This is a genomic window from Croceibacterium aestuarii, from assembly GCF_030657335.1.
Lineage (GTDB): Bacteria > Pseudomonadota > Alphaproteobacteria > Sphingomonadales > Sphingomonadaceae > Croceibacterium_B > Croceibacterium_B aestuarii.
Genome location: NZ_CP131039.1, coordinates 1,740,754 through 1,764,124, shown reverse-complemented (window position 1 = coordinate 1,764,124; position 23,371 = coordinate 1,740,754). Strand labels below are relative to the sequence as shown.

General features: G+C 65.6%; 20 protein-coding genes. 10 read left to right on the top strand and 10 right to left on the bottom strand.

Going from position 1 to position 23,371, the window contains the following annotated elements; all coding sequences use genetic code 11:
- Window positions 1-888 (bottom strand): DMT family transporter, encoded by an 888-nt coding sequence (locus Q7I88_RS08615; RefSeq protein ID WP_305095511.1) that lies wholly within the window; start codon window positions 886-888, stop codon window positions 1-3.
- A gap of 97 nt (window positions 889-985) precedes the next feature.
- On the opposite strand from Q7I88_RS08615, the gene ygfZ reads away from it, so the two are divergent.
- Window positions 986-1,708 carry a CAF17-like 4Fe-4S cluster assembly/insertion protein YgfZ gene (gene ygfZ, locus Q7I88_RS08610; protein WP_305095510.1) on the top strand — a complete coding sequence of 241 codons (723 nt, stop codon included), beginning with the start codon at window positions 986-988 and terminating at the stop codon, window positions 1,706-1,708.
- Between the two features lie 85 nt (window positions 1,709-1,793).
- Window positions 1,794-2,891: a S41 family peptidase gene (locus Q7I88_RS08605; protein ID WP_305095509.1), complete on the top strand. Its 1,098-nt coding sequence runs from the start codon at window positions 1,794-1,796 to the stop codon at window positions 2,889-2,891.
- A gap of 21 nt (window positions 2,892-2,912) precedes the next feature.
- On the opposite strand, the gene Q7I88_RS08600 is transcribed toward Q7I88_RS08605, so the two are convergent.
- Complete coding sequence (locus tag Q7I88_RS08600; RefSeq protein ID WP_305095508.1) at window positions 2,913-3,512, bottom strand: TetR family transcriptional regulator; 600 nt, start codon at window positions 3,510-3,512, stop codon at window positions 2,913-2,915.
- Between the two features lie 198 nt (window positions 3,513-3,710).
- Here Q7I88_RS08600 and Q7I88_RS08595 point away from each other — a divergent pair, with 198 nt between their 5' ends.
- Together Q7I88_RS08595 and Q7I88_RS08590 are read left to right on the top strand one after the other, a co-directional pair.
- On the top strand, window positions 3,711-4,592 hold the full coding sequence (locus Q7I88_RS08595; protein ID WP_305095507.1) for a metal-dependent hydrolase: 882 nt from the start codon (window positions 3,711-3,713) through the stop codon (window positions 4,590-4,592).
- Between the two features lie 48 nt (window positions 4,593-4,640).
- On the top strand, window positions 4,641-5,939 hold the full coding sequence (locus tag Q7I88_RS08590) for a cation:proton antiporter (protein WP_305095506.1): 1,299 nt from the start codon (window positions 4,641-4,643) through the stop codon (window positions 5,937-5,939).
- Between the two features lie 292 nt (window positions 5,940-6,231).
- On the opposite strand, the gene Q7I88_RS08585 is transcribed toward Q7I88_RS08590, so the two are convergent.
- Window positions 6,232-6,747 (bottom strand): cupin domain-containing protein, encoded by a 516-nt coding sequence (locus tag Q7I88_RS08585; RefSeq protein ID WP_305095505.1) that lies wholly within the window; start codon window positions 6,745-6,747, stop codon window positions 6,232-6,234.
- Window positions 6,748-6,922: 175 nt separating this feature from the next.
- Here Q7I88_RS08585 and purC point away from each other — a divergent pair, with 175 nt between their 5' ends.
- From purC to purQ, 4 genes are all read left to right on the top strand, one after another.
- The gene (gene purC / locus Q7I88_RS08580; protein WP_305095504.1) at window positions 6,923-7,723 is read left to right on the top strand and encodes a phosphoribosylaminoimidazolesuccinocarboxamide synthase; all 801 of its coding nucleotides are present in this window, start codon (window positions 6,923-6,925) and stop codon (window positions 7,721-7,723) included.
- A 151-nt stretch (window positions 7,724-7,874) separates the two neighbouring features.
- The gene (locus Q7I88_RS08575; protein ID WP_305095503.1) at window positions 7,875-10,742 is read left to right on the top strand and encodes a M16 family metallopeptidase; all 2,868 of its coding nucleotides are present in this window, start codon (window positions 7,875-7,877) and stop codon (window positions 10,740-10,742) included.
- 105 nt (window positions 10,743-10,847) lie between these two features.
- Entirely contained in the window at window positions 10,848-11,087 is a 240-nt protein-coding gene (gene purS, locus Q7I88_RS08570; RefSeq protein ID WP_305095502.1) for a phosphoribosylformylglycinamidine synthase subunit PurS, read from the top strand.
- Window positions 11,087-11,758, top strand: coding sequence for a phosphoribosylformylglycinamidine synthase subunit PurQ (gene purQ, locus Q7I88_RS08565; RefSeq protein ID WP_305095501.1), 672 nt, complete (start codon window positions 11,087-11,089; stop codon window positions 11,756-11,758). Before purS ends, purQ begins: the two co-directional genes overlap by 1 nt.
- A gap of 6 nt (window positions 11,759-11,764) precedes the next feature.
- Here the strand turns inward: purQ and Q7I88_RS08560 are convergent, their stop codons facing one another.
- The 6 genes from Q7I88_RS08560 to glmU all read right to left on the bottom strand — a co-directional run bounded on the left by Q7I88_RS08560 (window position 11,765) and on the right by glmU (window position 18,416).
- On the bottom strand, window positions 11,765-14,122 hold the full coding sequence (locus Q7I88_RS08560; RefSeq protein ID WP_305095500.1) for a putative bifunctional diguanylate cyclase/phosphodiesterase: 2,358 nt from the start codon (window positions 14,120-14,122) through the stop codon (window positions 11,765-11,767).
- 71 nt (window positions 14,123-14,193) lie between these two features.
- Window positions 14,194-16,017 (bottom strand): glutamine--fructose-6-phosphate transaminase (isomerizing), encoded by a 1,824-nt coding sequence (gene glmS / locus Q7I88_RS08555; protein ID WP_305095499.1) that lies wholly within the window; start codon window positions 16,015-16,017, stop codon window positions 14,194-14,196.
- 6 nt (window positions 16,018-16,023) lie between these two features.
- Window positions 16,024-16,401: a type II toxin-antitoxin system VapC family toxin gene (locus tag Q7I88_RS08550; RefSeq protein WP_305095498.1), complete on the bottom strand. Its 378-nt coding sequence runs from the start codon at window positions 16,399-16,401 to the stop codon at window positions 16,024-16,026.
- Window positions 16,398-16,589, bottom strand: coding sequence for a ribbon-helix-helix protein, CopG family (locus tag Q7I88_RS08545; protein ID WP_305095497.1), 192 nt, complete (start codon window positions 16,587-16,589; stop codon window positions 16,398-16,400). The genes Q7I88_RS08550 and Q7I88_RS08545 overlap by 4 nt, the downstream gene beginning before the upstream one ends.
- Before the next feature lie 26 nt (window positions 16,590-16,615).
- Complete coding sequence (locus Q7I88_RS08540) at window positions 16,616-17,047, bottom strand: hypothetical protein (RefSeq protein ID WP_305095496.1); 432 nt, start codon at window positions 17,045-17,047, stop codon at window positions 16,616-16,618.
- A 1-nt stretch (window position 17,048) separates the two neighbouring features.
- Window positions 17,049-18,416 carry a bifunctional UDP-N-acetylglucosamine diphosphorylase/glucosamine-1-phosphate N-acetyltransferase GlmU gene (gene glmU / locus Q7I88_RS08535; RefSeq protein WP_305095495.1) on the bottom strand — a complete coding sequence of 456 codons (1,368 nt, stop codon included), beginning with the start codon at window positions 18,414-18,416 and terminating at the stop codon, window positions 17,049-17,051.
- A gap of 60 nt (window positions 18,417-18,476) precedes the next feature.
- On the opposite strand from glmU, the gene Q7I88_RS08530 reads away from it, so the two are divergent.
- On the top strand, window positions 18,477-19,160 hold the full coding sequence (locus Q7I88_RS08530; RefSeq protein WP_305095494.1) for an HAD-IA family hydrolase: 684 nt from the start codon (window positions 18,477-18,479) through the stop codon (window positions 19,158-19,160).
- Between the two features lie 84 nt (window positions 19,161-19,244).
- Window positions 19,245-20,453: a Rieske 2Fe-2S domain-containing protein gene (locus Q7I88_RS08525; protein WP_305095493.1), complete on the top strand. Its 1,209-nt coding sequence runs from the start codon at window positions 19,245-19,247 to the stop codon at window positions 20,451-20,453.
- A 162-nt stretch (window positions 20,454-20,615) separates the two neighbouring features.
- Here the strand turns inward: Q7I88_RS08525 and Q7I88_RS08520 are convergent, their stop codons facing one another.
- Complete coding sequence (locus Q7I88_RS08520) at window positions 20,616-23,279, bottom strand: TonB-dependent receptor (protein ID WP_305095492.1); 2,664 nt, start codon at window positions 23,277-23,279, stop codon at window positions 20,616-20,618.
- Window positions 23,280-23,371 lie beyond the last annotated feature (92 nt).

Genomic DNA, 23,371 nt, shown 5'->3' with positions numbered 1-23,371 from the left:
CTAGAGGCGCGGCCGGACCAGCAGCGGCTTGAACAGTTTGCGGCTCGGCCGCAGCACGATCACCAGCACGCCTCCGGCAGCGATGGCCGCCCCGAGCAGCAGCAGCGGCCCGACCCGGTCGCCGGTGATCGCCGCGCCGGCAGCGATGGTGAACATCGGGGTCATCAGCGTCAGCGGCGCAATCAGGTTCGCGTCGTACCCCTTGAGCAGGTCGAAATAGAGCGTGTGCGCGCCCAGCGAGACGACGCCCGCGGAGAAGACCAGCGCGGCGATGAGCTCCCAGCCGCCGGCGGCGACGGCGGCGACCTGGCCGTGCTCGAGCAGCAGGCTGAGCGGCATCAGCACCGCGACCGATGCGACCGCGGCCCAGGCCTGCAGGCGGATCGATTCAAGCTCGATCCGCTTGAGGAATACCGAGCCGAGCGCGCCGACCAGCGCCGAAGCGAAGACGAACAGCAGGCCGTAGCTGCTCGACCACCCGCTCGGGGAGGCGATCGCGACGCCGACGCCCGCGAAGGTCAGGCCGATGCCGACCCCGCGCCGCCAGCCGATTCGCTCGCCGAGGATGGCGATTGCGAACAGCACGGTGAGCGGCGCGCCCGACAGGTTGACCACCGCCGAAGCCGAGGGCGTCGCATCCTGCAGGCCGACGAACAGCAAGGCAAACGAACCGCCGCTGACCGCGAAGGTCACCAGCAGCACCTTGGGCAGGCTGGCCGGGAGGGGGCGCAGCCAGCGCAACAGCGCGAGAAGCACGAGCAGCGAGCGCATCGCCGCATAGGCCAGCGGCGGGACGCCGAGTCCCTCCACCACCAGCCGGCTGACGACCACGTTGAGGGCCCAGACAAAACAGATTGCGGTCAGCAACAGAAAGGCACGTAAAGGCATGAGTCGGGCCCCCTTACCGATTTGCCGCGGCCCCTGCACCCCGCGATCGGGCACCTTCGCTATTGATTCCCGCCACCGCGGTGCCACCTTGCAGCCCATGCCTGCCCCACGCCTCACCAGCCGCGCCGTCCTGCGCATCGCCCCTCAGGAACCCGGCGAGGACGTCGCCGCCTTCCTCCAGGGACTCGTCACCAACGACGTGACCGGCGAGCTGCCCGCCTACGCCGGGCTGCTGACCGCCCAGGGCAAGACGCTGTTCGATTTTCTGGTCTGGCCCGGCGCCGACGGGTCGCTGCTGCTGGACTGCGAGGCCGAGGCCGCGGACGAGCTTGCGAAGCGCTTGTCGCTGTACCGGCTGCGCCGCAAGATTTCGATCGAGCGCGACGATACGCTGGGCGTCTACTGGCAGGCCGAACTCGGCGACGGCGGCGCGCCCGACCCGCGTCTGCCGGACCTCGGCGAGCGGTGGATCGCCAAGCGCCAGGCCGATGAGGTTTCGGCGGACGAAGCCTGGACGAAGCACCGCCTGTCGCTCGGCGTCCCGGAAGGCCGCGCCGAACTGTCCGACATCCTCTGGCTCGAAACCAATGCGGTCGAACTCAATGGCGTCAGCTTTTCCAAGGGCTGCTACATCGGCCAGGAGAACACCGCGCGAATGAACTGGCGGCAAAAGGTCAATCGCCGTCTCGTCGTGGTGCCGCTCGGCACCTCGGATGAACGGCGCCGAAAGGCCGACCATCCGGCTCTCGGGCTGGCGATCGATCACTTGCGGATCGATGATATCGATTCCGCGAATGCGCCCGTCTGGCTACAACTGTAGTTGAACGAAAGGCGCGCACGCCCGCTGCGGGGCGGCAATAGGATCGGGTTCGCAGCCGCCATCGTGGCGGCCAGGAGAACCGACCTTGAAAACTGCTTTGATTGCCGCGTGCCTCGCCCTTGCAGCCGGTGTGACCGCCCCCGTCGCCGCACGGCCGGCGCAAGACGGTGTGAAAGTCGATTCGGAGACGCGCCAGGCGGTGATCCGCGACCTCGGCGAGAAAATGCGCGATGGCTACGTCTTTCCCGAGGTGGCCGAACGCACGGCGAAGGCGCTGGCGGAGAAGGAACGCAAGCACGGCTATGACAGCCTTGAAACGGCCGAGGCCTTCGCCGCCGCGCTGACCGAAGACCTGCGCCGCATCGGGCAGGACGGCCACTTCGGCGTGCGCTACGATCCCGCTTTCGTCCCGCCTCCCGAATCCGACGAGGCGCCGGGCGCCGACGAGATCGAACGCCTGCGCCGCCGCCACGAACAGATGGGCTATGGCATCGAGCGCGTGGCACGGCTCGAAGGCAACATCGGCTATCTCGACGTCCGCAGTTTCGGCATGCCCGACTTCACCGGCCCGGCGTTCGAAGGCGCCATGCGGCTGCTCCAAGGCAGCGATGCCGTGATAATCGACCTGCGGAGCAACGGCGGCGGCAACGCCGGCAGCGTTGCCGAGCTGATAAGCCACTTCTTTGCCCATGGAGACGAGAGGCATCTCAACGACATCTACTGGCGTCCGACGGGCGAAACCCGCCAGTACTGGACCAATCCCGCGGCGGAAACGCGCTACACAGGGCCGGTCTATCTCGTGACCTCGAATTACACGTTCTCGGGCGGCGAAGAGTTCGCCTTCGACATGCAAACGCAGAAGCGGGCGAGGATTTATGGCGAGACGACCGGCGGCGGCGCCAATCCCGGCCGGGGCGTGAAACTCGCGGGAGGCTTCACCGCGTTCATCCCGTCGGGCCGGGCCATCAACCCGATTACGCACACCAACTGGGAACATGTCGGCGTCAAACCCGATGTCGCGCTGCCCGCCGCCGGCGCCCTGCAGGCGGCCTACGTCGCAGCCCTGCAGGCCGCGGCGAACGACGCCGAAGGCGAGGACAAGGCCGAATATGCCGCTCTGATCGAACGCGCTCAGCACGGCGAGGCGAATTTGCCGCGGTGGGAGGCGCCGGCGCGGCCCTGAGCGGCGCTCGGCAAACCCCGTTCAGCCTCCGATCGGGCCGTTCCGTACCAGCACCGCGGTCAACATCCGCTCCGCATCGTCGCGCGCCGCACTGCGTTCGAGACCGAGCGAATTGGCCAGCTGGCGGCCGAGCAGGGCGTCGCCGAGAGCAAGCAGGACGAGCGACAGAGTCACCCGGTGCATCGCGTCGCTGCCCTGGTGGCTCGCTTCCTCGGGACGAAGCTCGTCGACCAGATCGTGGATCGATTCGACGATCGGGTCGAGCGCATCTTCGTTGCCGGTCAACAGCATCCAGCTTGCCAGCGCCCCGGCGCCTTCGCTGTCGAAGGCGTCGAAGGTCAGATCGACAACCTCGCGCGGGCTGCCGATCCCGGCGCGCGTCGCTCGCACGGCGTCGGCAATGGTCTCGCACACGGTGTACGCCAAGTGCTCGGCCAGAGCCTTCTGCAGGCCCGAAGCGGAGCCGAAATGGTGCAGCAGGTTGGCGTGAGTCCGGCCGATGCGCCCCGCCACGGCCTTCAGCGTGACGGACTGCGGGCCGGTCTCGATAAGCAGAGCCCGCGCCGCTTCGAGCGCCGCGGTACGGGATTCTTCGGGGCTCAATCGCTTGCGCTTTGCCATAAATGTCGGTGCTCTTTTGAACCGGGGACCGTCTCGCCCGGCAGGCCAGGGCCGGATGGAATCGCACGAGACTGAGGTGCTCGTGGCATTCGCACGACCCGATGGCAACTTTGGGGGGCACTTCGCCCAGCGGGAGGGCGGTCCTTATTGACATCAATGTAAGTTATGCATATCTCCCGGTCGTTACGGAGCCTTGCCATGAATGCCACTGCACGAATCGAACGCCCGAACGCCGGCCCGACGCCGACCCCGGCGGACCTGACGATCACCCCGCGCGACAGCCGCTTCGGCCGCGGCGAGACGATGCAGCGCTGGTGGTGCAATGCCGACCCGGTGGCGACGGCGTGGATGAACTCGCTTTCGGCCAGCTTCCCGCTCGGCGAAGGGCTGTTCATCGAGAGCGTCAAGGCGTTTCGCGACGGTGCCCCGCCCCGCCTGGCCAGTGAAATCCGCGCTTTCGTGAAGCAGGAAGTCAACCACACGAGGGAGCACCTCGCCTTCAACCGCGCCGCGGCCGAAAGCGGCTACGACATGAGCGGCCTGGAAGCGCGCATCGCGCACAACGTCGCCATCGCCCGAACCCGGCCGCCGGTGGTTCAACTCGGCGTCACCATCGCGCTCGAGCATTTCACCGCGATGTTCGCCCACCTGTTCCTCAAGGACGCAAAGGCCTTCTTCGACCCCAACGGGCCGCAGGCCGACATCTGGCGTTGGCACGCGGTCGAGGAAATCGAACACAAGGGCGTCGCTTTCGACACCTACCTGCACGCGACCCGCGGCTGGTCGCGCTGGCGCCGCTGGAAGCTCAAGGCGCTGACCATGCTGCTGGTCACCGGGCGTTTCGTCGGCCACCGCAGCCACGACGCGCTCGACCTGATGGCGCAGGACGGGATTACCGGCTGGAAAGCCAGGGCCAGGCTCACATGGTACCTGGTCGGCAAACCCGGCGTCCTGCGGCGCATCTTTCCGGCCTGGGCGGCGTACTTCCTGCCCGGCTTCCACCCGTGGAATCGCGACGACCGCGAACTGATTACCCGATACGAAAGCGACTTCGCCGATGCGGTGATGCCGGCGGAATAACGCGCTGGCGCGGCTTGCGCCCCCGGCGCGGCGCGCTATCCCCGGCACATGCACGAACAAGCGCAAGCTCTGAACGCATTCGACCTTGGCGCGATAGTCTTCGTCGCCGCGGCCGTCCTCGGCACCTTCAATCACCACGTGCTCAAGCTGCCGCATGTCATCGGCCTGACGGTGATGGGCGCGATCGCCTCGATCGGGTTGCTGCTGGCCAATGCCTTCATCCCCGCTGTGACGCTCGACGACAATGTGCGCGCCTTGCTCGAGCAGATGAATTTCACCGAGACGCTGCTGCAAGGGATGCTCAGCTTTCTGCTGTTCGCCGGCGCCCTTCACGTCAATCTCGACGACCTCAAGAAGGACTGGTTTCCGGTCCTCATGCTCTCGACCGTGGGGGTGATCATCTCGACGGTCCTCATCGGGGTGATGATGTGGGCCATCGGCACGGCACTCGGCGCGTCGATGGCGCCGATCTGGTACTTCGTTTTCGGCGCACTGATTTCGCCGACCGACCCGGTTTCCGTGCTCGGCGTACTGCGCGAGGAGAATGTCCCGGGCCGTTTGCAGGCGATCGTTGCCGGCGAAAGCCTGTTCAACGACGGTGTCGGGATCGTCGTCTTCACCATCCTTCTCGGGGCGGCGCTCACCGGCCAGGACTTCTCGCTGCTCGAAGGCGCGCACATGTTCGTGGTCGAGGCCGGTGGCGGCATCCTGGTCGGCTTTATCGTCGGCTGGCTCGGCTACCGGGCGATGCGCTCGATGGACGATTATGCGCTCGAAGTGACGATCAGCCTCGCGGTCGTGATGGGCGGCTATGCCCTGTGCAGCGCGGTTCACGTTTCCGGTCCGCTGGCGATGGCCGTCGCCGGCCTGCTGATCGGCAACCACGGTGTGACTTACGCGATGAGCGACACGACGCGCGACTACGTCATCAAGTTCTGGGAGCTGATCGACGAGATGCTCAACTCGGCGCTGTTCCTGCTTATCGGCCTGGAAATGATCGTCATCGTCGCCGGACTGCAGCACGCTGCGTTCGGCTTGCTGGCGGTGCCGGCCGTGCTGCTCGCCCGCGCGCTCTCGGTCTCGCTTTCGACCCGCGCGGTGCCCGCCGCCAAGCCGCAGGCGCCCGGCAGCTGGCAAGTGCTGGTCTGGGGCGGCCTGCGTGGCGGTATCTCCATTGCGCTGGTGCTCTCGCTCCCTGTCGGGCCGACGCGCGACCTGCTGCTCGCCGCCACCTTCGCCGCGGTGCTGTTCTCGGTGCTGGTCCAGCGCGCGACGCTCGGCCGCATGATCGAGCGGCGGCAGGAGCGCGAGGAGGACCCGGACGACGTGCCCGAGACTCTCCATTAGAAAAAATCGTTTTCCTACACGGCGGCGATCGGCCTAGGCTCCGGCCGATGCCAACCCCGCTGCACACCCCCCCGGCCCAACGCTTTCGCGCGGCGGTGCGGCTTGCGCGAATTCTTTTCCGGCCCGGTATGTGTAACCCGCTCGAACCGTGATTTTTCTTCAACTAAATGCCTGACGATGCAGCATTTTCAAGACTTCTCGCCAAGCTTACACCTGTAACTGAAGTAACCCCGGCTCGGGACGGTTTCGGCAAGCCACCGCCCCGGAGGCAGGCCCGGCATTTCGGCCCGGATCACCCGTTGCGGGAGTCCGGATCGACCGGGGCGTTCGCCCAGGCGACGAGGTCGAAATCGTCGGGCATCTGCAGGAACAGGTTGGCCACCGGGGTCAGCAGCCGGGTGACGTGGCCCTTGCCGCTCCGGTCCTCGAGATAGACCAGGTCGCCCTTGCCGATCGGGATCTTCGTCCCGTCGCCGACTTCGGCCTCGATGTCGCCGACGACGTTGATGGTGAAGGTCTTGCGCGGGGCCTGGTGCCAGTCTTCGGTGCCCTGGGCGATCGAGGTGGCGACGACTCCGGTCACCGGCAGCGGCTTGGGCGTGCCCTGCACCGTGACCTTGCCGACGTGGCTCACGCCCTTCTCGTCGGCGTAGATGTGGATGATCTCCATCAGCCCCGAGGGCCCCTTGGCCGGGCCGTTCGGCAGCGGCTGTCCCTCGCTCTGGTCTTCCTGCGCGCATGCGCCGGTGGCGAACAGTGCGGTGAGCGCGGTGCCCGCGGCAATCAGTGTACGGCGATCGGTGTTCATGTCTCTCTCCCTTGTCCCGCGCATGGTCTAGACGAGCATTCCGCCCCTGCAATTGCTTTTCGGGTCGTTCGCGCTATATGGTCGCGCTCGCGCCCCGGGCCCGTGCGAAGCCGTGCTTCGAACGCCGGGGCGCTCGCTTTTTTGCCCCTTTCCGCGTCACAGCAAGGTCACTGCCATGTCCCGTCGCCGCCAGATTTACGAAGGCAAGGCCAAGATCCTCTACGAGGGCCCCGAGCCGGGCACGATCATCCAGTACTTCAAGGACGATGCCACCGCCTTCAACGCCCAGAAGAAGGGCACGATCAACGGCAAGGGCGTGATCAACAACCGCATCAGCGAGCACGTGTTCACGCGGCTGAGCCACATCGGCATCCCCACGCACTTCATCCGCCGGCTCAACATGCGCGAGCAGCTCGTGCGCCAGGTCGAGATCATCCCGCTCGAGGTCGTCGTGCGCAACGTCGCCGCCGGTTCGATCTCCAAGCGCCTCGGCATCGAGGAAGGCGAGCCCCTGCCGCACACGCTGATCGAGTACTATTACAAGGACGATGCGCTGAACGACCCGATGGTCTCCGAAGAGCACATCGCCTGTTTCGGCTGGGCATCGAACGAAGAGATGCAGGACATGTCGAGCATGGCGATCCGCATCAACGACTTCATGAGCGGCATGTTCTCGGCCATCGGCATCCGCCTGGTCGATTTCAAGCTCGAGTTCGGGCGCATCTGGGACGGGGATTATTCGCGGGTCATCCTGGCCGACGAGATCAGCCCGGACGGCTGCCGGCTGTGGGACATGACGAGCGGCGAGAAGCTCGACAAGGACCGCTTCCGCCGCGATCTGGGCGGCGAGGAAGAGGCCTACCAGGAGGTCGCCCGCCGTCTCGGCCTGCTGCAGGAAGACGCCGGACCCGGCGAGGTCTTCGACCTCTCCGCTCACCGCACGAAGCTGCGCGGGACCCCGGCGAAAAAGAAGTAGCCGCCGTCCCGCCCCCTGGTCGTCGGTACGACGAGGCGCGCGCTCCCTCGCCGAATCTGCACCCTGCTGCTTGGGGCGGCGGGAAATTCCTGTCAGCGCGACGGCGCCGAGCCATTGCCCGTTCACACTTCCTGCGGCAGTAACAGCGGCGATGAATTTTCGCCTCCTGCTTTCCGCGCTTCTCCTCCCCCTTGCCGCATTCGTCCAGACGCCGCTCCAGGCGCGGGACACCGCAACTGCCGTCGTCGCGGCCCAGGCGCCCGAGACCGACTGGGCGTTCGAAACGAGCGACCTGCCGGTCGATCCCGCCTATCGTTTCGGCACGCTGGACAACGGGATGCGCTACATCATCCGCCGCAATGCGACCCCCGCCGGGCAGGCGATGGTATGGATGCGGATCGACGGCGGTTCGCTGTCCGAGCATGACGCGGAACGCGGCTACGCCCATTTCATCGAGCACATGGCGTTCAACGGCTCAACCCACATCCCCGAAGGCGAGATGGTCAAGCTGCTCGAGCGCGAAGGTCTCGCGTTCGGTGCCGACACCAACGCCTCGACCGGATTCGACCAGACGATCTACAAGCTCAACTTGCCGCGCAACGACGGCGAACTGCTCGATACGTCGCTGATGCTGATGCGCGAGATCGCCAGCGAGCTGAGCTTCGACCAGGCCGCGATCGATCGCGAAAAAGGCGTGGTGCTTTCCGAAAAGCGCGTCGGCGACACCTATGCCTATCGCAACATGCTCGACAATCTCGAATTCCAGTATCCCGGCGCGCGGCTGACCCAGCGCCTTCCCATCGGCACGACCGAGACTCTGCAAAACGCGACTTCGGACAGGTTGCGCGCGCTGTGGCGCCGACTCTACCGGCCCGAGGACACGGCGATCGTCGTCGTCGGCGATTTCGACCCCGATGCCGTCGAGGCGGAGATCCGCCGGCACTTCGCCGACTGGCGCGGACCGCCGGCGCTCGACGAGCCGGGCGCGGGGCCGATCGACTACAGCCTGCGCGGCGATACCGCGGTCCATCTGGACCCGGCGCTGTCGGAGCGGGTTACCGTTTCCGTCACCGGCCCCTATCTCGACGAGCCCGACACCGTCGCCAGTCGCCGCGCCAAGCTCATGCGTTCGATCGGCTATGGCATCATCAACCGCCGCCTCCAGCGCCTCGCGCGGACCGACGACCCGCCGTTCCGCGGCGCCGGCTTGGGAACGGGCGACGTGTTCAAGGTCGGACGGACCAGCAACCTCATCGTCGATGCCGCAGAAGGCGAATGGAAGCGCGGACTGGCTGTCGCTCAGGCCGAATACCGCAAGGCCCTGGCCTTCGGCGTCACCCAGGCCGAAGTCGACGAACAGCTCGCCAATATGCGCACCGCGCAGGAAAACGCCGCCGCCGGCGCCGACACGCGCTCCAACGCCGATTTCGTCGGGGCGGCGCTTGGCCTGCTGCAAGACGGACAGGTCCCCACAACGCCGCAAAGCTCGCTCGAACGGTTCAGGGAAGTCGAACCGCTGATCACGCCCGCTGCAGTCATGGCCGCGCTGCGCGACGAGCTGCTCCCGCTGGACGATCCCATGATCCGCTTCGAAGGCCGGACGGCACCCGAAGGCGGCGCCGCAGCCTTGCGCACGGCATGGAACGAAGGGATGCAGGCCGAGCTCAAGCAGGACGAACAGGCCAAGCTGACCGACTTCGGATATACCGACTTCGGCACGCCCGGCACCGTCGTCTCCGACACGACCGAGCCCCAGTTCGGCATCCGCACGATCCGTTTTGCCAACGGTTTGCGGCTCAACCTCAAACCGACCAAGCTCGAGAACGACCGCATCTCGTGGGAGCTCAACGTCGACGGCGGGCACATGCTCGACACGCGCGAACATCCCCTGGCGACGGCGATGACCAGCTCTCTGCCAGCGGGCGGACTGGGCAAGCACTCGCTCGACGAACTGCAGTCGATCCTCGCCGGGCGCAGCGTCGGCTTCAACGTTTCGGCCGACGCGGACACCTTCCTGATGGGCGGGATGACCACCCCGCGCGACCTTGAGCTGCAGCTCGACCTCGTCGCGGCGGCACTTACCGATCTCGGCTACCGGCCGCAGGGCGAGGTGCAGTACCGGCGCGGTGTCGACAACACCTTCGCCCGCCTCAGCGCCACCCCGGGAAGTGCGCTCAACGCCGCGGCGGGCCGAATCCAGTCGGACGCCGACCCGCGCTTCTCGCTCCAGCCCGAGTCCGACTACCTCGCGCTCACCTTTGCCGGGCTGCGCGACGCGATCGGCGACCGCATCGCCCACGGTGCCGCCGAACTCGCGCTGGTCGGCGACTTCGACTCCGATCGCGCCATCGCGCTGGTGGCCAGGACGCTCGGTGCGATTCCCCAGCGCGAAGCCGAATTCCGCAGCTACGACGACAACGACACGCGCAGCTTCACCGCCGACCGCTCGATCCGGACAGTGCCGCACGACGGACCCGAGAATCAGGCACTGCTGCAGATGATCTGGCCGACGACCGACGACAGCGATTTCGACGAGGTCGTGCGGCTCGAATTGCTCCAGGCGGTCATGCAGGTCGAAATGACGGACAACTTGCGCGAGAAGCTGGGCCAGACCTATTCGCCCGCGGTCAGCGCCAGCCAGTCGCGCGACTATCCCGGATACGGCACTTTCACCGTTACCGCTGCGGTCGATTACGCCCAGCTTGCGGCGGCGCGCGCGGCGATGCTGGCGACGGTCGAGGCCTTGAGCTCGGGACCCGTGGATACCGACGTGCTGCGGCGGGCGCGCCAGCCGCTGCTCGAACAATACGACAACGCGCTCAAGACCAACCGCGGCTGGCTCAACCTGGCCGACGATGCACAGAGCGCCCCCGAGCGGCTCGCCCGCTTCAAATCTGCGCCGGACAAGCTCAAAGCGTTGACCGCGCATGACCTGGCGGCAACCGCTTCGCGTTACCTCGACACGGCGCGAAGGCTCGAAATCGACGTCGTCCCGCGGAGCAAGATCGCGGACCAATAGAGGCGATGCATTTGCTGTGACCTTGGCCGCGTGCCCCCTTGTTTGCGCAGCCGGTAATCGCCATAGGCTGCGCGCGAGTCTCACGGCCCCCACAAGGACTTGCCCATGAAAGTACGCGTTCACGTCAGCCTCAAGCCCGGCGTCCTCGATCCGCAGGGCCGTGCCGTGCACCATGCTCTCGACGGGCTCGGCTTCGCCGGCGTCAAGGACGTCCGCGTGGGGCGCCTGATCGAACTCGAGGTGGCCGACGACACCAGCGACGAGGCACTCGAGGAGATGTGCCGCAAGCTGCTCGCCAACATGGTGATCGAAAACTACCGCATAGAGAAGCTGGAGCACGCCTGATGCGCGCCGCCGTCGTCACCTTCCCCGGATCGAACTGCGATCGGGACATGGCGGTCGCCATAGAAGAGGTCTCGGGGACTCCGGCGATCCGCGTCTGGCACGGCGATGCCGACCTGCCCGATCGGCTCGACTTCATCGCCCTGCCCGGCGGTTTTTCCTATGGCGATTACCTGCGCTGCGGCTCGATGGCCGCGCGCAGCCCGATCATGCGCGCCGTCGTGGCCGCAGCGGAGCGCGGCGTGCCAGTCCTCGGTGTGTGCAACGGCTTCCAGGTGCTGACCGAGAGCGGGCTGTTGCCCGGCGCGCTGATGCGCAACGCCCAGCTCACCTTCACCTGTCGCACCGTGCCCCTGGTGGTCGAGAACGACCTGTCGCTGTTCACCTCGGGCTACGATGCCGGACAGGTCATCGATCTGCCGGTGGCGCATCACGACGGCAACTACTTCGCCGATAGCGAGACGCTCGATCGGCTCGAGGGCGAAGGCCGGGTGGCGTTTCGCTACGCCGACGAGGTCAACGGCTCGCAGCGCAAGATTGCCGGCGTTCTCAACGAAGCCGGCAACGTCCTCGGAATGATGCCGCACCCCGAACGGGCGATGGAGGCCGCGCACGGCAACCGCGACGGGCGGGCGCTGTTCGAAGCGGCGCTGAAGGACCTGGTCGGCGCCTGAGGCGGATCAGGCTGCTTCGCGGCCGATACGGCTCCGCTCGGCAATCGCGGCAGCCTCGGCGGCCGGCATCGGCCGGCCGAAGTAGTAGCCCTGGATCTTGGTGCAGCCCAATTCGCGGATCATCGCCGCTTGTTTGGCGTCTTCGACGCCCTCTGCGGTGGTTGTCATGTCGAGACTTCGCGCCATCGCCACCACGGCGTTGATGATCGCGAGGCTTTCCGGGCTTTGCTGGGCAGCGCCCTGGACGAAGCTGCGATCGACCTTGATGGTCGAAAAGCGCAAAGCCCTCAGGTATCCGAGCGAGGAGTAACCTGTGCCGAAGTCATCGAGCGCTATCGTACAGCCGAGCGCCATGATCTCCTCGAGCGACTGCCGCGCAATCTGCGCGTCGCGCACGAAGATGCTTTCGGTGACCTCGACCTCGAGGCGGTGCGCGGCCAGCCCGCTGTCGGACAAGGCGCGAACCACGCAGTTGGCGAAACCGGGTTCGAGCAACTGTTCGCCCGAGACGTTGACCGCGACCTTGATCGGTTCGGGCCAGTTTACCGCCTGACGGCAGGCCTCGCGCAGAACCCATTCGCCGATGGGGATGATGAGACGCGTATCCTCCGCCAGCGGGATGAACTTGTCAGGACGCACGAAGCCGTGTTCCGCGCTCTGCCAACGCACCAGCGCTTCGAAGCTGACGACTTGCTCGCTGTTGGCGTCGACCACCGGCTGGAAGTTGAGCAGCAGCTCGTCCTTCTCGGTAGCGAAGCGCAGCGAGGATTCGAGCTGTCGGCGCTCCTCGGCCTCGGCGTGGAGGGCGGGTTCGAACTTGCAGTGATTGCCGCCGCCATCGTCCTTGGCGCGGTACAGTGCGAGGTCGGCGTTGCGCATCAGCATTTCGACCGAATCGCCATCGCGCGGCCCCATTGCGGAGCCAACGCTGGCGCCAATATACAACGTGTTGTTGTCGACCACGTAAGGCTGCGAGAGCGCGTCGATGATCTTTGCGGCGAAGCGGTCGACAGCCCCGCGATCGGAGGCGTCGCGAATCACGACGGCAAATTCGTCTCCGCCGAGCCGGCCGCACATCTCGTTGTCGGTGGCGAGCAGCTCGAGCCGCTGCGAAACCTGGGCCAGCATCTGGTCGCCGACCTGGTGGCCAAGCGAATCGTTCACCGCCTTGAAACGGTCGAGATCGACCATCAGAAAGGCGCAACGGGTGCGCCACTGCTCGCTGTAACGCAAAGCGTCTTTCAGCGATTCGGTCACCATCAAGCGGTTCGGTAGTCCTGTGAGCGTATCGTAACGCGCGAGATAGGCGATCTTTTCCGATGATTCGCGCTGCTCGGTCACGTCCGAACCGACCCCACGGAAGCCGAGAAAATCGCCTTTTTCGTCGCGCATCGGTGTGCCGGAGATTTCCCACCACCGCCGGCCGGATGCCACCTCGACCTGTACAAGGAGGTTCGAGAAGCTTTCGCGCCGCTTGAGCCGTTCGGCGAGGTCGTGGAGACTGGGAGCGAACTTGCCGCTGTCCCACGCCGATCCCGCCACCAGCTTGATGAACGAAGTGCCCTCGATCTCGCTGGCATCGCGGCCCAGCGCAAAGGCGAAGCGCGGACTGGCCGAGCGCACCAGGCGGTTGGTGTCGACCTGCCACAACCAGTCGGCCTCGTTCTCTTCGAACTCGCGCAGCAGCAGCGAGACGACCTCGGACTTTTCCGCCACGCCCGCCACGGCGATTTCGGCCGCAAGAAACGTCCGCGCCACCTTGATCGCACCGAAGCACGCCGTGATGACGAAGGCGATCACCATGGCGGCGAGAAGGAACTGCCACTGCAGGCCGAACGAAACCGACGCCGCGGTCCCGGTGACCACGGCAAAGACGATGGTCGCCATCGGCGCCGACGAGAGCATCAGGGCGGAACCCGCAATGAGCATCGCCACGACGCTCCACATCCCGACATGGTCGGAGAGGTCACCGAACCAGGGGAAGACGAGCAGCGCCAGCGACCAAGGCAGCGCCGCGCCGGCGACGGCCAGGGATTGGCGATGGAATTCCGCCCTCGACATGGCGCGATGACCGCTATCTGCCAAGCCTCGGTCGATCCGGGTGGCGTTCCACTGACCCAGATAGACGAGAGGAAGCCACGGACCGAGGAGATAGATCGGGACATGGCCGACAAACAGCCCGGCGGTGATCAGAGCCGCCAGAACATGGCCAGCCAGCCTTATCGGCGAAGCCTTGTACAGCCCGGCGTACTGCAGCGCGCGGATTTGCGACCAACTGCCCTGCGCAGGCTTCTTCAGCCCGAGCAATTCGGCTGCCGTCAGCGTCAGGGGCAGCAGGGGAAGGTCGGCGTGGTTTTCGCTCACCCGCGCCGAATACCCGGCCAATCATTGAAGCGGGGTAAATCAGCAAGGCATGAAATGGATGTTCGTTGACGCTATTCGACGGTGACCGATTTCGCCAGATTGCGCGGCTGGTCGACGTCAGTGCCCTTGGCGACCGCCACGTGGTACGCCAGCAGCTGAACCGGGACGGCGTAGACGAGCGGCGCGATCAACGGATGAACGCGCGGCATTTCGATCGTCGCCAGGCATCCCTCGCCGGCTTCGGCGAGACCTTCGCGGTCGGAGATCAGCACGATCTTGCCGCCGCGGGCACGAACCTCCTGCATGTTCGAGACGGTCTTTTCGAACAAGGGCCCCGATGGCGCGAGGACGATCACCGGAACCGCCTCGTCGATGAGCGCAATGGGGCCGTGCTTCATCTCGCCGGCGGCATAGCCCTCGGCATGAATGTAACTGATTTCCTTGAGCTTCAGCGCGCCTTCGAGCGCCAAGGGGAAGTCCGGTCCGCGGCCAAGGTACAGGACGTCGCGCGCCGGCGCGATAAGCGGCGCGATTGCGGCGATATCCTCGTCGTGCGCCAGCGCTGCGTTGAGCGCTGCCGGCGCTTCCATCAGGTGCTTGACGACTTCGGCTTCCTCATCGTGCGTCATGCGCCCCTTGCGCACGGCGAAGTGAGCCGCCAGCGCAGCGAGCACGGCGAGCTGGCAGGAGAACGCCTTGGTGCTGGCGACGCCGATCTCGGGGCCCGCGTGGGTCGGCAGCAGAAGATCGGCCTCGCGCGCCATTGAGCTGGTCGGGACGTTGACGACGACCGCGATCGTCTGGCCTTCGGCCTTACAGTGGCGCAGCGCAGCCAGCGTGTCGGCGGTTTCGCCGCTCTGCGAGATGAACAGCGCCAGCCCGCCGGGTTCGAGGACCGGTTCGCGGTAGCGGAACTCGCTGGCAAAATCGATGTCGACCGGCGTGCGGGCGAATTGCTCGAACCAGTACTTCGCCACCATGCCCGCATAGTACGATGTGCCGCAGGCCACGATCGTCACCCGATTGATATTGGCGATATCGAAATCGAGCTGCGGCAACGCGACCTGCTGCTCCATCGGCCGCAGATAGCTGCGCAGCGTCTGCGCCACGACTGTGGGCTGCTCGAAAATTTCCTTCTGCATGAAGTGGCGGTAGTTGCCCTTCTCGATCGCTGCAGCAGAGGCCCCCGACGTCGTCACCTCGCGCTCGACCGGGCGGTTGTCCTTGTCGTAGATTTCGCCGCCGTCGCGAGTCACCACGACCCAGTCGCCTTCCTCGAGATAAGCGATCTTCTGGGTCAGCGGCGCCAGTGCGAGGGCGTCCGAGCCGAGATAGGTTTCGCCGTCGCCGTAGCCGATGACCAAGGGAGAACCCAGGCGAGCGCCGATCAGGATGTCGGGATGGGCACGGAAGGCAATCGCCAGCGCGAACGCCCCGCGCAGCTGGGGCAGGACCGCTTGTACCGCATCCTGCGGCGATTTGCCGGCCTCGACCTGTTCCGACACGAGGTGGGCGACGACTTCGGTGTCGGTTTCGCTTTCGAAGATTCGTCCCCGCTGCTCGAGCTCGGTACGAAGAACGCGAAAGTTCTCGATGATTCCGTTGTGAACCAGCGCCACCTCTTCGGTAGCATGCGGGTGCGCGTTGTTGGTCGTCGGGGCGCCGTGCGTGGCCCAGCGGGTATGCGCAATCCCGACCTCTCCCGGCGCGGGGTTGCGTTCGAGTTCCAGCGCCAGGTTGAACAACTTTCCCTCGGCGCGTCGGCGGATGAGCCGGTCGTCATAGAGGGTGCAGATGCCGGCACTGTCGTAGCCGCGATATTCCATCCGCCTGAGGCCTTCGACCAGCCGGTCCGCGACCGGTTCCTTGCCGACGATGCCGATAATTCCGCACATGGGAGGTCAACCTTCTTCAAGCGTGTAAGGAATGCGAATGCCCGGCATCTGCGCTGGGAAAGCCTGGGTATTGCGAGTCACGAGGATGTGCCCGGCGGTCTGCGCGGACGCCAGGATGATGGCATTGCTCAAGGTGAGTCCGCGGCGCTGGCCGCGCAGTTGCGCGGCGCTGCGCGCGATTTCCTCCGACAGTTCGACCACGGTGAAATGGCCGAGGAAACTCTCGGCGCGTTGAGCGTCATCGGGCATCCCATGGGTCAGCACCTCGATCCAGCTGATCCGGCTGAGGTAGCGGCGGTTGTAGCGTTGCAGTTCGCTTCCGGCCTGTTCCACCCCGCGCAGCGCGTCGAGGAGTATCCACGTATCGAACAGCGCCGCGCTCACTCGGCGTCACTCGATGCGCGTCCCCGCCAGATACCGAAATAGCGCTCGATTCCGCCGGCCTGGATTGCGGCCCGATAGGCGGCAACGGCATCGCGCATGACTGCGGCGCGCGACTTTCCCTCGGAGGCGGCCCGGCTGTCGAGCCACGCCAGGTCGTCATCGGAGAGGTCGGCGAGGATTCGCGTCATTGATATGACGATATCATATCATGATATCAATGCAAGACCTGAATGCACGATGCTGGCCGGTAGATCAGGGGAGTGGCCGCCTCCGGATTCATTGGACCGGTCGTGACCTCTTCCCCGTCTCCGCGACAGGGCACGAGGATCAAGCGGCAGAAACCCTCGCTTTCGAGCTGGACGGCGATGGCAGTAGGGAACTCCTCACTGTCGGGGAGCATGACACTTGCCACGAGTCCGGCAGCGAGAAGAGAGCCTGTCTCCTGCCGGAGAGTGTCGATCAGTTCGCTTTGCAGAGCTTCGAGCCGTTGCCCACCGGCATCCTGAACCTCGACAAATTCGATTTCACCGCCGGGCTTCGCGCGAATCCCGAATGGGAGGAAGCTCCCCTGTTCCGCAAGCCGTTGTCTGGCGTGATCGACAGCCGCCTGGAGGACCACGGCGAGTTCGCGCTCTCCCAGCGTCATCTCAACCCTTCCTCGCCTCGGCTTTTTTCTTCTTCATGGCGTCGTGGAAGCGGTCGGCCCAGCCGGGTTTGACCAGTTGCTCGGCGCGCACCATGCGCAGTTCGCCTGCCGCGACGTCGCGGCTCACGGCGCTGCCCGCCGCGACGATCGCATCTGCCCCGATGCTCACGGGCGCGATCAACGCGCTGTTTGAGCCGATGAACGCGCCGGGCCCGATGACAGTCCGGTGCTTGAAGTAGCCGTCGTAGTTGCAGGTAATCGTGCCGGCGCCGATGTTGGCCCCCGCGCCCACTTCGGCATCGCCGATGTAGGTAAGGTGGTTGGCCTTGGCGCCCTCGCCCAGCACCGCATTCTTTATTTCGACGAAGTTTCCAACCTTCGCGCCGGCGTGCAGCTTTGCCCCGGGGCGCAGGCGGGCGAACGGGCCGACCGACGCGCCGCTTCCGATTTCACAGCCTTCGAGGTGGCAGAAGGCGTGAATTGTCGCGCCGTCGGCCACCGACACGCCCGGCCCGAATACGACATTGGGCTCGATCGTCACGTCGGCCCCGAGCGCGGTATCCCAGCTGAAGAACACCGTTTCCGGCGCCGTCAAAGAAGCCCCTTCTGCCATCGCTTCTTCGCGGCGGAAGTCCTGCCACTGGCGTTCGGCGGCGGCGAGCTCGGCACGGCTGTTGATGCCGCGGACCTCGCTCTCGTGCGTTTCGATGTACGTCGACTTGCGGCCGTCGTGAGCGGCGACCTTTACGATGTCGGGCAAGTAGTATTCACCTGCCGCATTGTCGTTGCCGACACGCGCGAGCAATGCGAACAGGTCCGCGGCCCGGCACGCCATCATCCCCGAATTGCACAAGTCGACCTGGCGCTCATCCGCGCTCGCATCCTTGAATTCGACCATCTTGAGAATGGTCTTTCCGTCGACGCTGATGACGCGGCCGTAGGCGCCCGGATCGGCGGCGCGAAAGGCGAGGACCACTGCGGCCGGATTGTCGCTGTCATCGAGACGATCGAGCATCCGGCGCATGGTCGACTGCGCGACGAACGGGACATCGCCGTAGAGGACCAGAACGTCGCCGTCGAAATCGCCCAGCGCGGCCTGCGCCTGCTGCACGGCGTGGCCGGTGCCGAGCTGCGGTTCCTGCACCACCGTCTGCGCGCGCGCGCCAACCACATCGGCAATCTGGTCGCGCCCATGGCCGACAACGACGACCGTATGAACGGGTTCGAGCGGGGCCACGCTGGCTAGCAGGTGTTCGAGCATGGGCCGCCCGCCGATCGGGTGCAGCACCTTGTGCAGCTTGCTCTTCATGCGCGTGCCCTTGCCGGCTGCAAGGACGACGACGGCGATCGGTCGCGTGGTTTCGCTCATTCCCGGTCATTGGCAGCAAATCGTTGCGGTTTCCATATGGGTCGGGCACTGGCGCGCGACATGGCGAACTTTCCCTTCGACACCATCGGCTTCGACCTCGACGGAACACTCGTCGATACGGCGCCCGACTTGTGCGAGGCGGTCAACCACGCACTCGCCGAAGCAGGACGAGCCCCGGTCACGCCCGAGGTCACCCGGCAGATGATCGGCGGAGGTACGCGGGCGATGTTGACCCGCGCGTTCGAGCGCACCGGCGGCATGGTCGGCGCGGATGTCTTCGATGAAGCCTATGACACTCTGCTTGGTTATTACGAGCGTAATACTTCGCAGCATAGCGCCCCATATCCCGGCCTCCTCACCGCGCTCGACGACCTCGCGGCGCGTGGTTGCCAGTTGGCGGTCGTGACCAACAAGATCGAACGCTTCGCTCGCAAGTTGTTGTCCGAACTCGGTCTCACCGACCGCTTCGCCTGCATTCTTGGCGGCGATACGCTCGGCCCCGGGCGGGCCAAGCCGGCGCGCGACATGATCGACGAAGCGCTGCGGCAATGCGATGGCACACGCTTTGCGATGGTCGGCGACGCGAGCTTCGACGTGCTTGCCGCGCACGCCGCCGGGGTACCGTGCGTGGTCTATGGGCCCGGGTACCATGACAAGCCGGTCGGGGAACTCGGTGCCGATGCGGTCATCGACCGCTTCGAGGATCTCATCCCTGCCCTCGAATACCTTGCCCCGTCCGATTAGGACAAAGTCAATTGTCAGCCCGTCTGCGCAGGTCTAGCCTCTGCGTGATGTCCCGCAAGATGGACACAAACGGAGAGACAGCCGATGGCCACCGCCCCCGAGGACGCGCCTCAATCGATACCCCAAGGGACCGCGTATGGACGCGGACCGCAAAAACCGGCCGATGACCTGACGAGGGTTGGTCCCGGCACGCCCATGGGCGAGCTGATGCGGCGTTACTGGCAGCCTGTGCTAGCCAGCCGCAACGTGACCGAGCGGCCGAAAGAAGTGCGGCTTCTCGGCGAGGATCTGATCATCTTCCGCGACGGCGAGGGGCGTCCTGGATTGCTCTATCCGCGCTGCATGCACCGCGGCACAAGTCTCTTCTGGGGCCATGTCGAGCGCGATGGAATCCGCTGCTGCTATCACGGATGGAAGTTTGCCGTGGACGGGCAATGCATCGAACAGCCGTGCGAGCCCAACCCCACCGCGTGCCGCCCCGAACATCGTCAGCCGTGGTACCCGGTGCGCGACCACTACGGGCTCGTCTGGGCTTACATGGGCCCGCCCGACCGCATGCCCGCCCTGCCTCGCTTCGATGCGATGGAGCCGCTCGACGAGGGCGAGGAATATCTCGCCTTCGACAACTCGCTGGGCAGCCACGGCGATTTCCATGGGCCCGAGGTCGTCCCCTATTCGTGGCTGCACATGAACGACAACGTGATGGATCCGTTTCACGTGCAGGTCCTCCACACCACTTTCTCGGGCACGCAGTTCGTGCGCGAGTTCGAGGTTATGCCGAAAGTCGAGTTCGACGAGATCGAAGCCGGCGTGACCTATCAGGCACACCGCGACCTTTCCGACGGGCGCCACGTCAATCGCGTCTCCACTTGGATGATGCCCAATGTCATGTTCGTGCCTGACGTGGCGATGCGTCCCGGACGGCCCAACGGCATCGGCGTGTCGGTGCCGGTCGACGATACCCATTGCCGCATCGTGATGGCGATGCGCGTGCCCGCCGACGTCAGGGACCGCCCAATGCGCGGCCTCGAGGCGGAAAACTTCAAGCCTTGGCACCAGCGCACGGTCGAGGAGCGGCAGGACCAGCCGGGCGACTACGAGGCGCAGGCCGGCCAGGGGCCGGTGTCGCTGCACAGCGAGGAGCACCTCGTCACGAGCGACAAGGGCATCGGCCTGCAGCGCCGCATGCTGCGCCGGGCGCTGGAGACGGTCGCAGCCGGCGGCGATCCGCCCGGCATCTCGTTCGACGAGCGCGCCGTGACCCGGGTGCCGAGCGGCAACTTCTTCTCTTAGGCGGCGTACGTAACGGCGGCTACGACACAGGCCGGCCATCGGCGGACGGCGTTGGCACGCGCGGCGCTCAGGCGCCATGTCGCTCGATTGGCTGCGCTTCGCTTATGTTCGCAACGAAAGGCCGGCGGCGAGCGGCGGGGTGCCGCACGCCGCCGGTGCGCGTCAGAACGTCCGCTTCAACGAGACGCCGAATTCGCGAGGCCGCCCGACCTGCCCGAAAGCATAGCCGAAGCCGTTCCGCACGTCGGTGATGCCGGTGTAATACAGCTTGTCGAGCAGGTTGGTTGCGTAAGCGGCGACCTGCCAGGTCTGCTCGGGGCTGTACCAGGTGATCCGGGCGTTGACGATCGTGTAGCCGGGCTGGATCGGGATCGGGTTGATCAAGCTGGTCGTGTAGTAGACCTTGCTTTGATAGGTTGCGTCGATGTGCGGAACGAGGCGACCGGAATTGCCCAGGTCGATGTCGTACTGGGTGCCCGCGGTAATCTTCCACTTCGGCGTCTGGGTCTGGGGGCTGTCCAGCGTCGTCGAGTTGAGATCTCCCGTCGGATTCACGCCCGGCGCGAGGGTCTTGTACTGGAAGTCGGTGTATCCCACGGCCGCAGTGAAGAGCCATTCGGGCACAGGGCGCGCCTCAAGCTCGGCCTCGAAGCCCTTGATGGTCGCATCGCCGCCGTTGCCGTAATAGAAGATCGTGCATGGCGGGCGCCCCTCCGGCTGAGTGCCCGGAACGCAGCCTGTCGTATTTGCCGAAAGGAATGTCTGGATGCTCTTATAGTCGGTCCAGAATCCGGCCGCATTGAAGCGGACCCGGTTGTCCAGCATCAGCGACTTGAAGCCGAGTTCATAGGCCTTGGCCTTCTCGGGCCCGAAGGTCAGGTTGACGTCTCCGGGAAAGAAGGGACGGGGATCGTTGCCGCCGGCGGTGAAGCCGGTCGAAAACGCGGCGTAGAGCAGCACGTCGGGCGAGACCTTGGCATTGACCGAAACGCGCGGGTTCCACTGCTCGATCGTCTTGTCGGGCGCGGCACCTTCGAGACTGGGCGGCTGACCCACGTCCTGGCGGAAATAGGAATAAGTCTTCTTCTCGTGCGTGTAGCGCAGGCCGCCCTCGACCGAGAAGATATCGTTCAGGGCGAAATCGCCGTGGACGAAGCCGGAAAGATTCTTCACCCCGGATTTGTCGTCGACATACATGTCGAGGATGAAGGGAATGGTCCCCCCAGGCCCTGCGAAGATCGAGAACCCGGCCGTCTGCACCCGGCCCGAATTGTCGTTCGAGGTATCGAGGTAGAACCCGCCCACCGTCCAGTGCAACCGGCCGTCGATCGCCGTGCCATTGAGCCGCAGTTCCTGCGAAAACTGATCGTGCGCCACTTCGTTGTACGCCTCGCGCACCGGCAGCGCGAAATCGCTCTGGCCGAACTCGCCGGTGTAGTGACGGTAGGCGGTGATGGAGGAAAGCTGCAGGCTGTCGTTGATGTCGAGCTCGAAGTTGTTCGACACGCCCCAGGAGCGGACCGTGCTCAGATTCGGGTTCATGAATTGTTGCAGTGGCGACGGCCCGCCGGGGTTACCGAAAATGGCGTAGGACACATAAGGGTCCTGCGGGTTGAGTGCGGCGAGCAGGGCCGCGGCTTCGGGCGACAGCGGGTTCTGCAGCGTCGCCGGGGAGGCGCCTGTGACAAGCGGGCTGGCGAGGCCGTAGTATTGCCCCCACGCGCCGCCGATAAAGACGCCGAGCCCGTTGGGCGTGTTGGGCGGCCGCGCCGGGCCGCTGCCGTCGGGGAGCAGCGTGTCGTCGGAAAACGAAACCCCCAGCGTCCCCGGCAGCAGCGTGACCGCCGGAGCCTCCGATCGGTCGCGGGTAAAGTCGACCGCAATGTTGTTGTCCCAGTTCGCCCCGCGAATGCGCAGTTGCCCGCGCGAAGTGAACACATCGCCGCCGCCGAGCGTGCCGACCTTGCAGCCCTTGCGGCTGCCGCCGGTGCCACCCGCATTGTCGAGGCCGACCTTCGGCAAGGTACCGGCGACAGAGGGGTTGGCGCAGGCGAAGTTGAGCAGGTCGACCCAGCCGTCCCGGCTGTTGTACGACGCCCCCAATCGCAAGGCGACGGTGTCGCCGACGACGGGCACGTCGAACATGCCCTTGACCTGGTAGTGATTGTAGCTGCCGTAATTCGCCTCGACATAGCCCGAACCGTCACCGGTCGGCTTCTTGTTGAATATCCTGATTGCGCCGCCGACCGAATTGCGGCCGTTGAGCGTCCCCTGCGGACCGCGCTCGATCTCGACACGGTCGATGTCCAGCAGCTCGAACACCGAGCCGAAGGTCGTCGCATAATAGACGTCGTCGATATAGAACCCGACCTTGGGTTCGAAGGCGAAGCTGAAGTCGAGTTGACCGATGCCGCGGATGAAAGCCTGGTTGGTCTTGCCGAACCCGTTGCCGCCCTCGGTCATCGTAACGTTCGGAGCGGCCTGCGCGACGTCGACGACGTTGGTGATCGAACGCTGCTCGATCTGCTCGGAATTGACCGCGGTGATCGACATCGGCGTGTTCTGCAAGTCGACCTCGCGGAACTGCGCGGTGACGACAATCTCGCTCAGGCCCTTGCCGTCGGTCGGCGGGGACGCCTCTTCACCTTTGTCCTCTGGCGGGTTCTGGTCCTGGTTCTGCGCCGCGGCCGGAACGGCCCAGGCGGCTGCGAGCGCGAGCGCCGACAGCCCGCCGAGCCATTTCGAAGGGTGCAAACCGTTGAAGGCGGCGGCTCCTCGCCCGGTGCGGCCGTTGTAATCCCTAGACCCGGCAACGAATCCTCTCATGACCTCTTCCTCTCCCTGGTTCTCAAACACGCTTGTTATTATCTAAGGGACCGGCCTTCCCCGCTCCCGTACTGTTGTTGGTTCGTTTCACC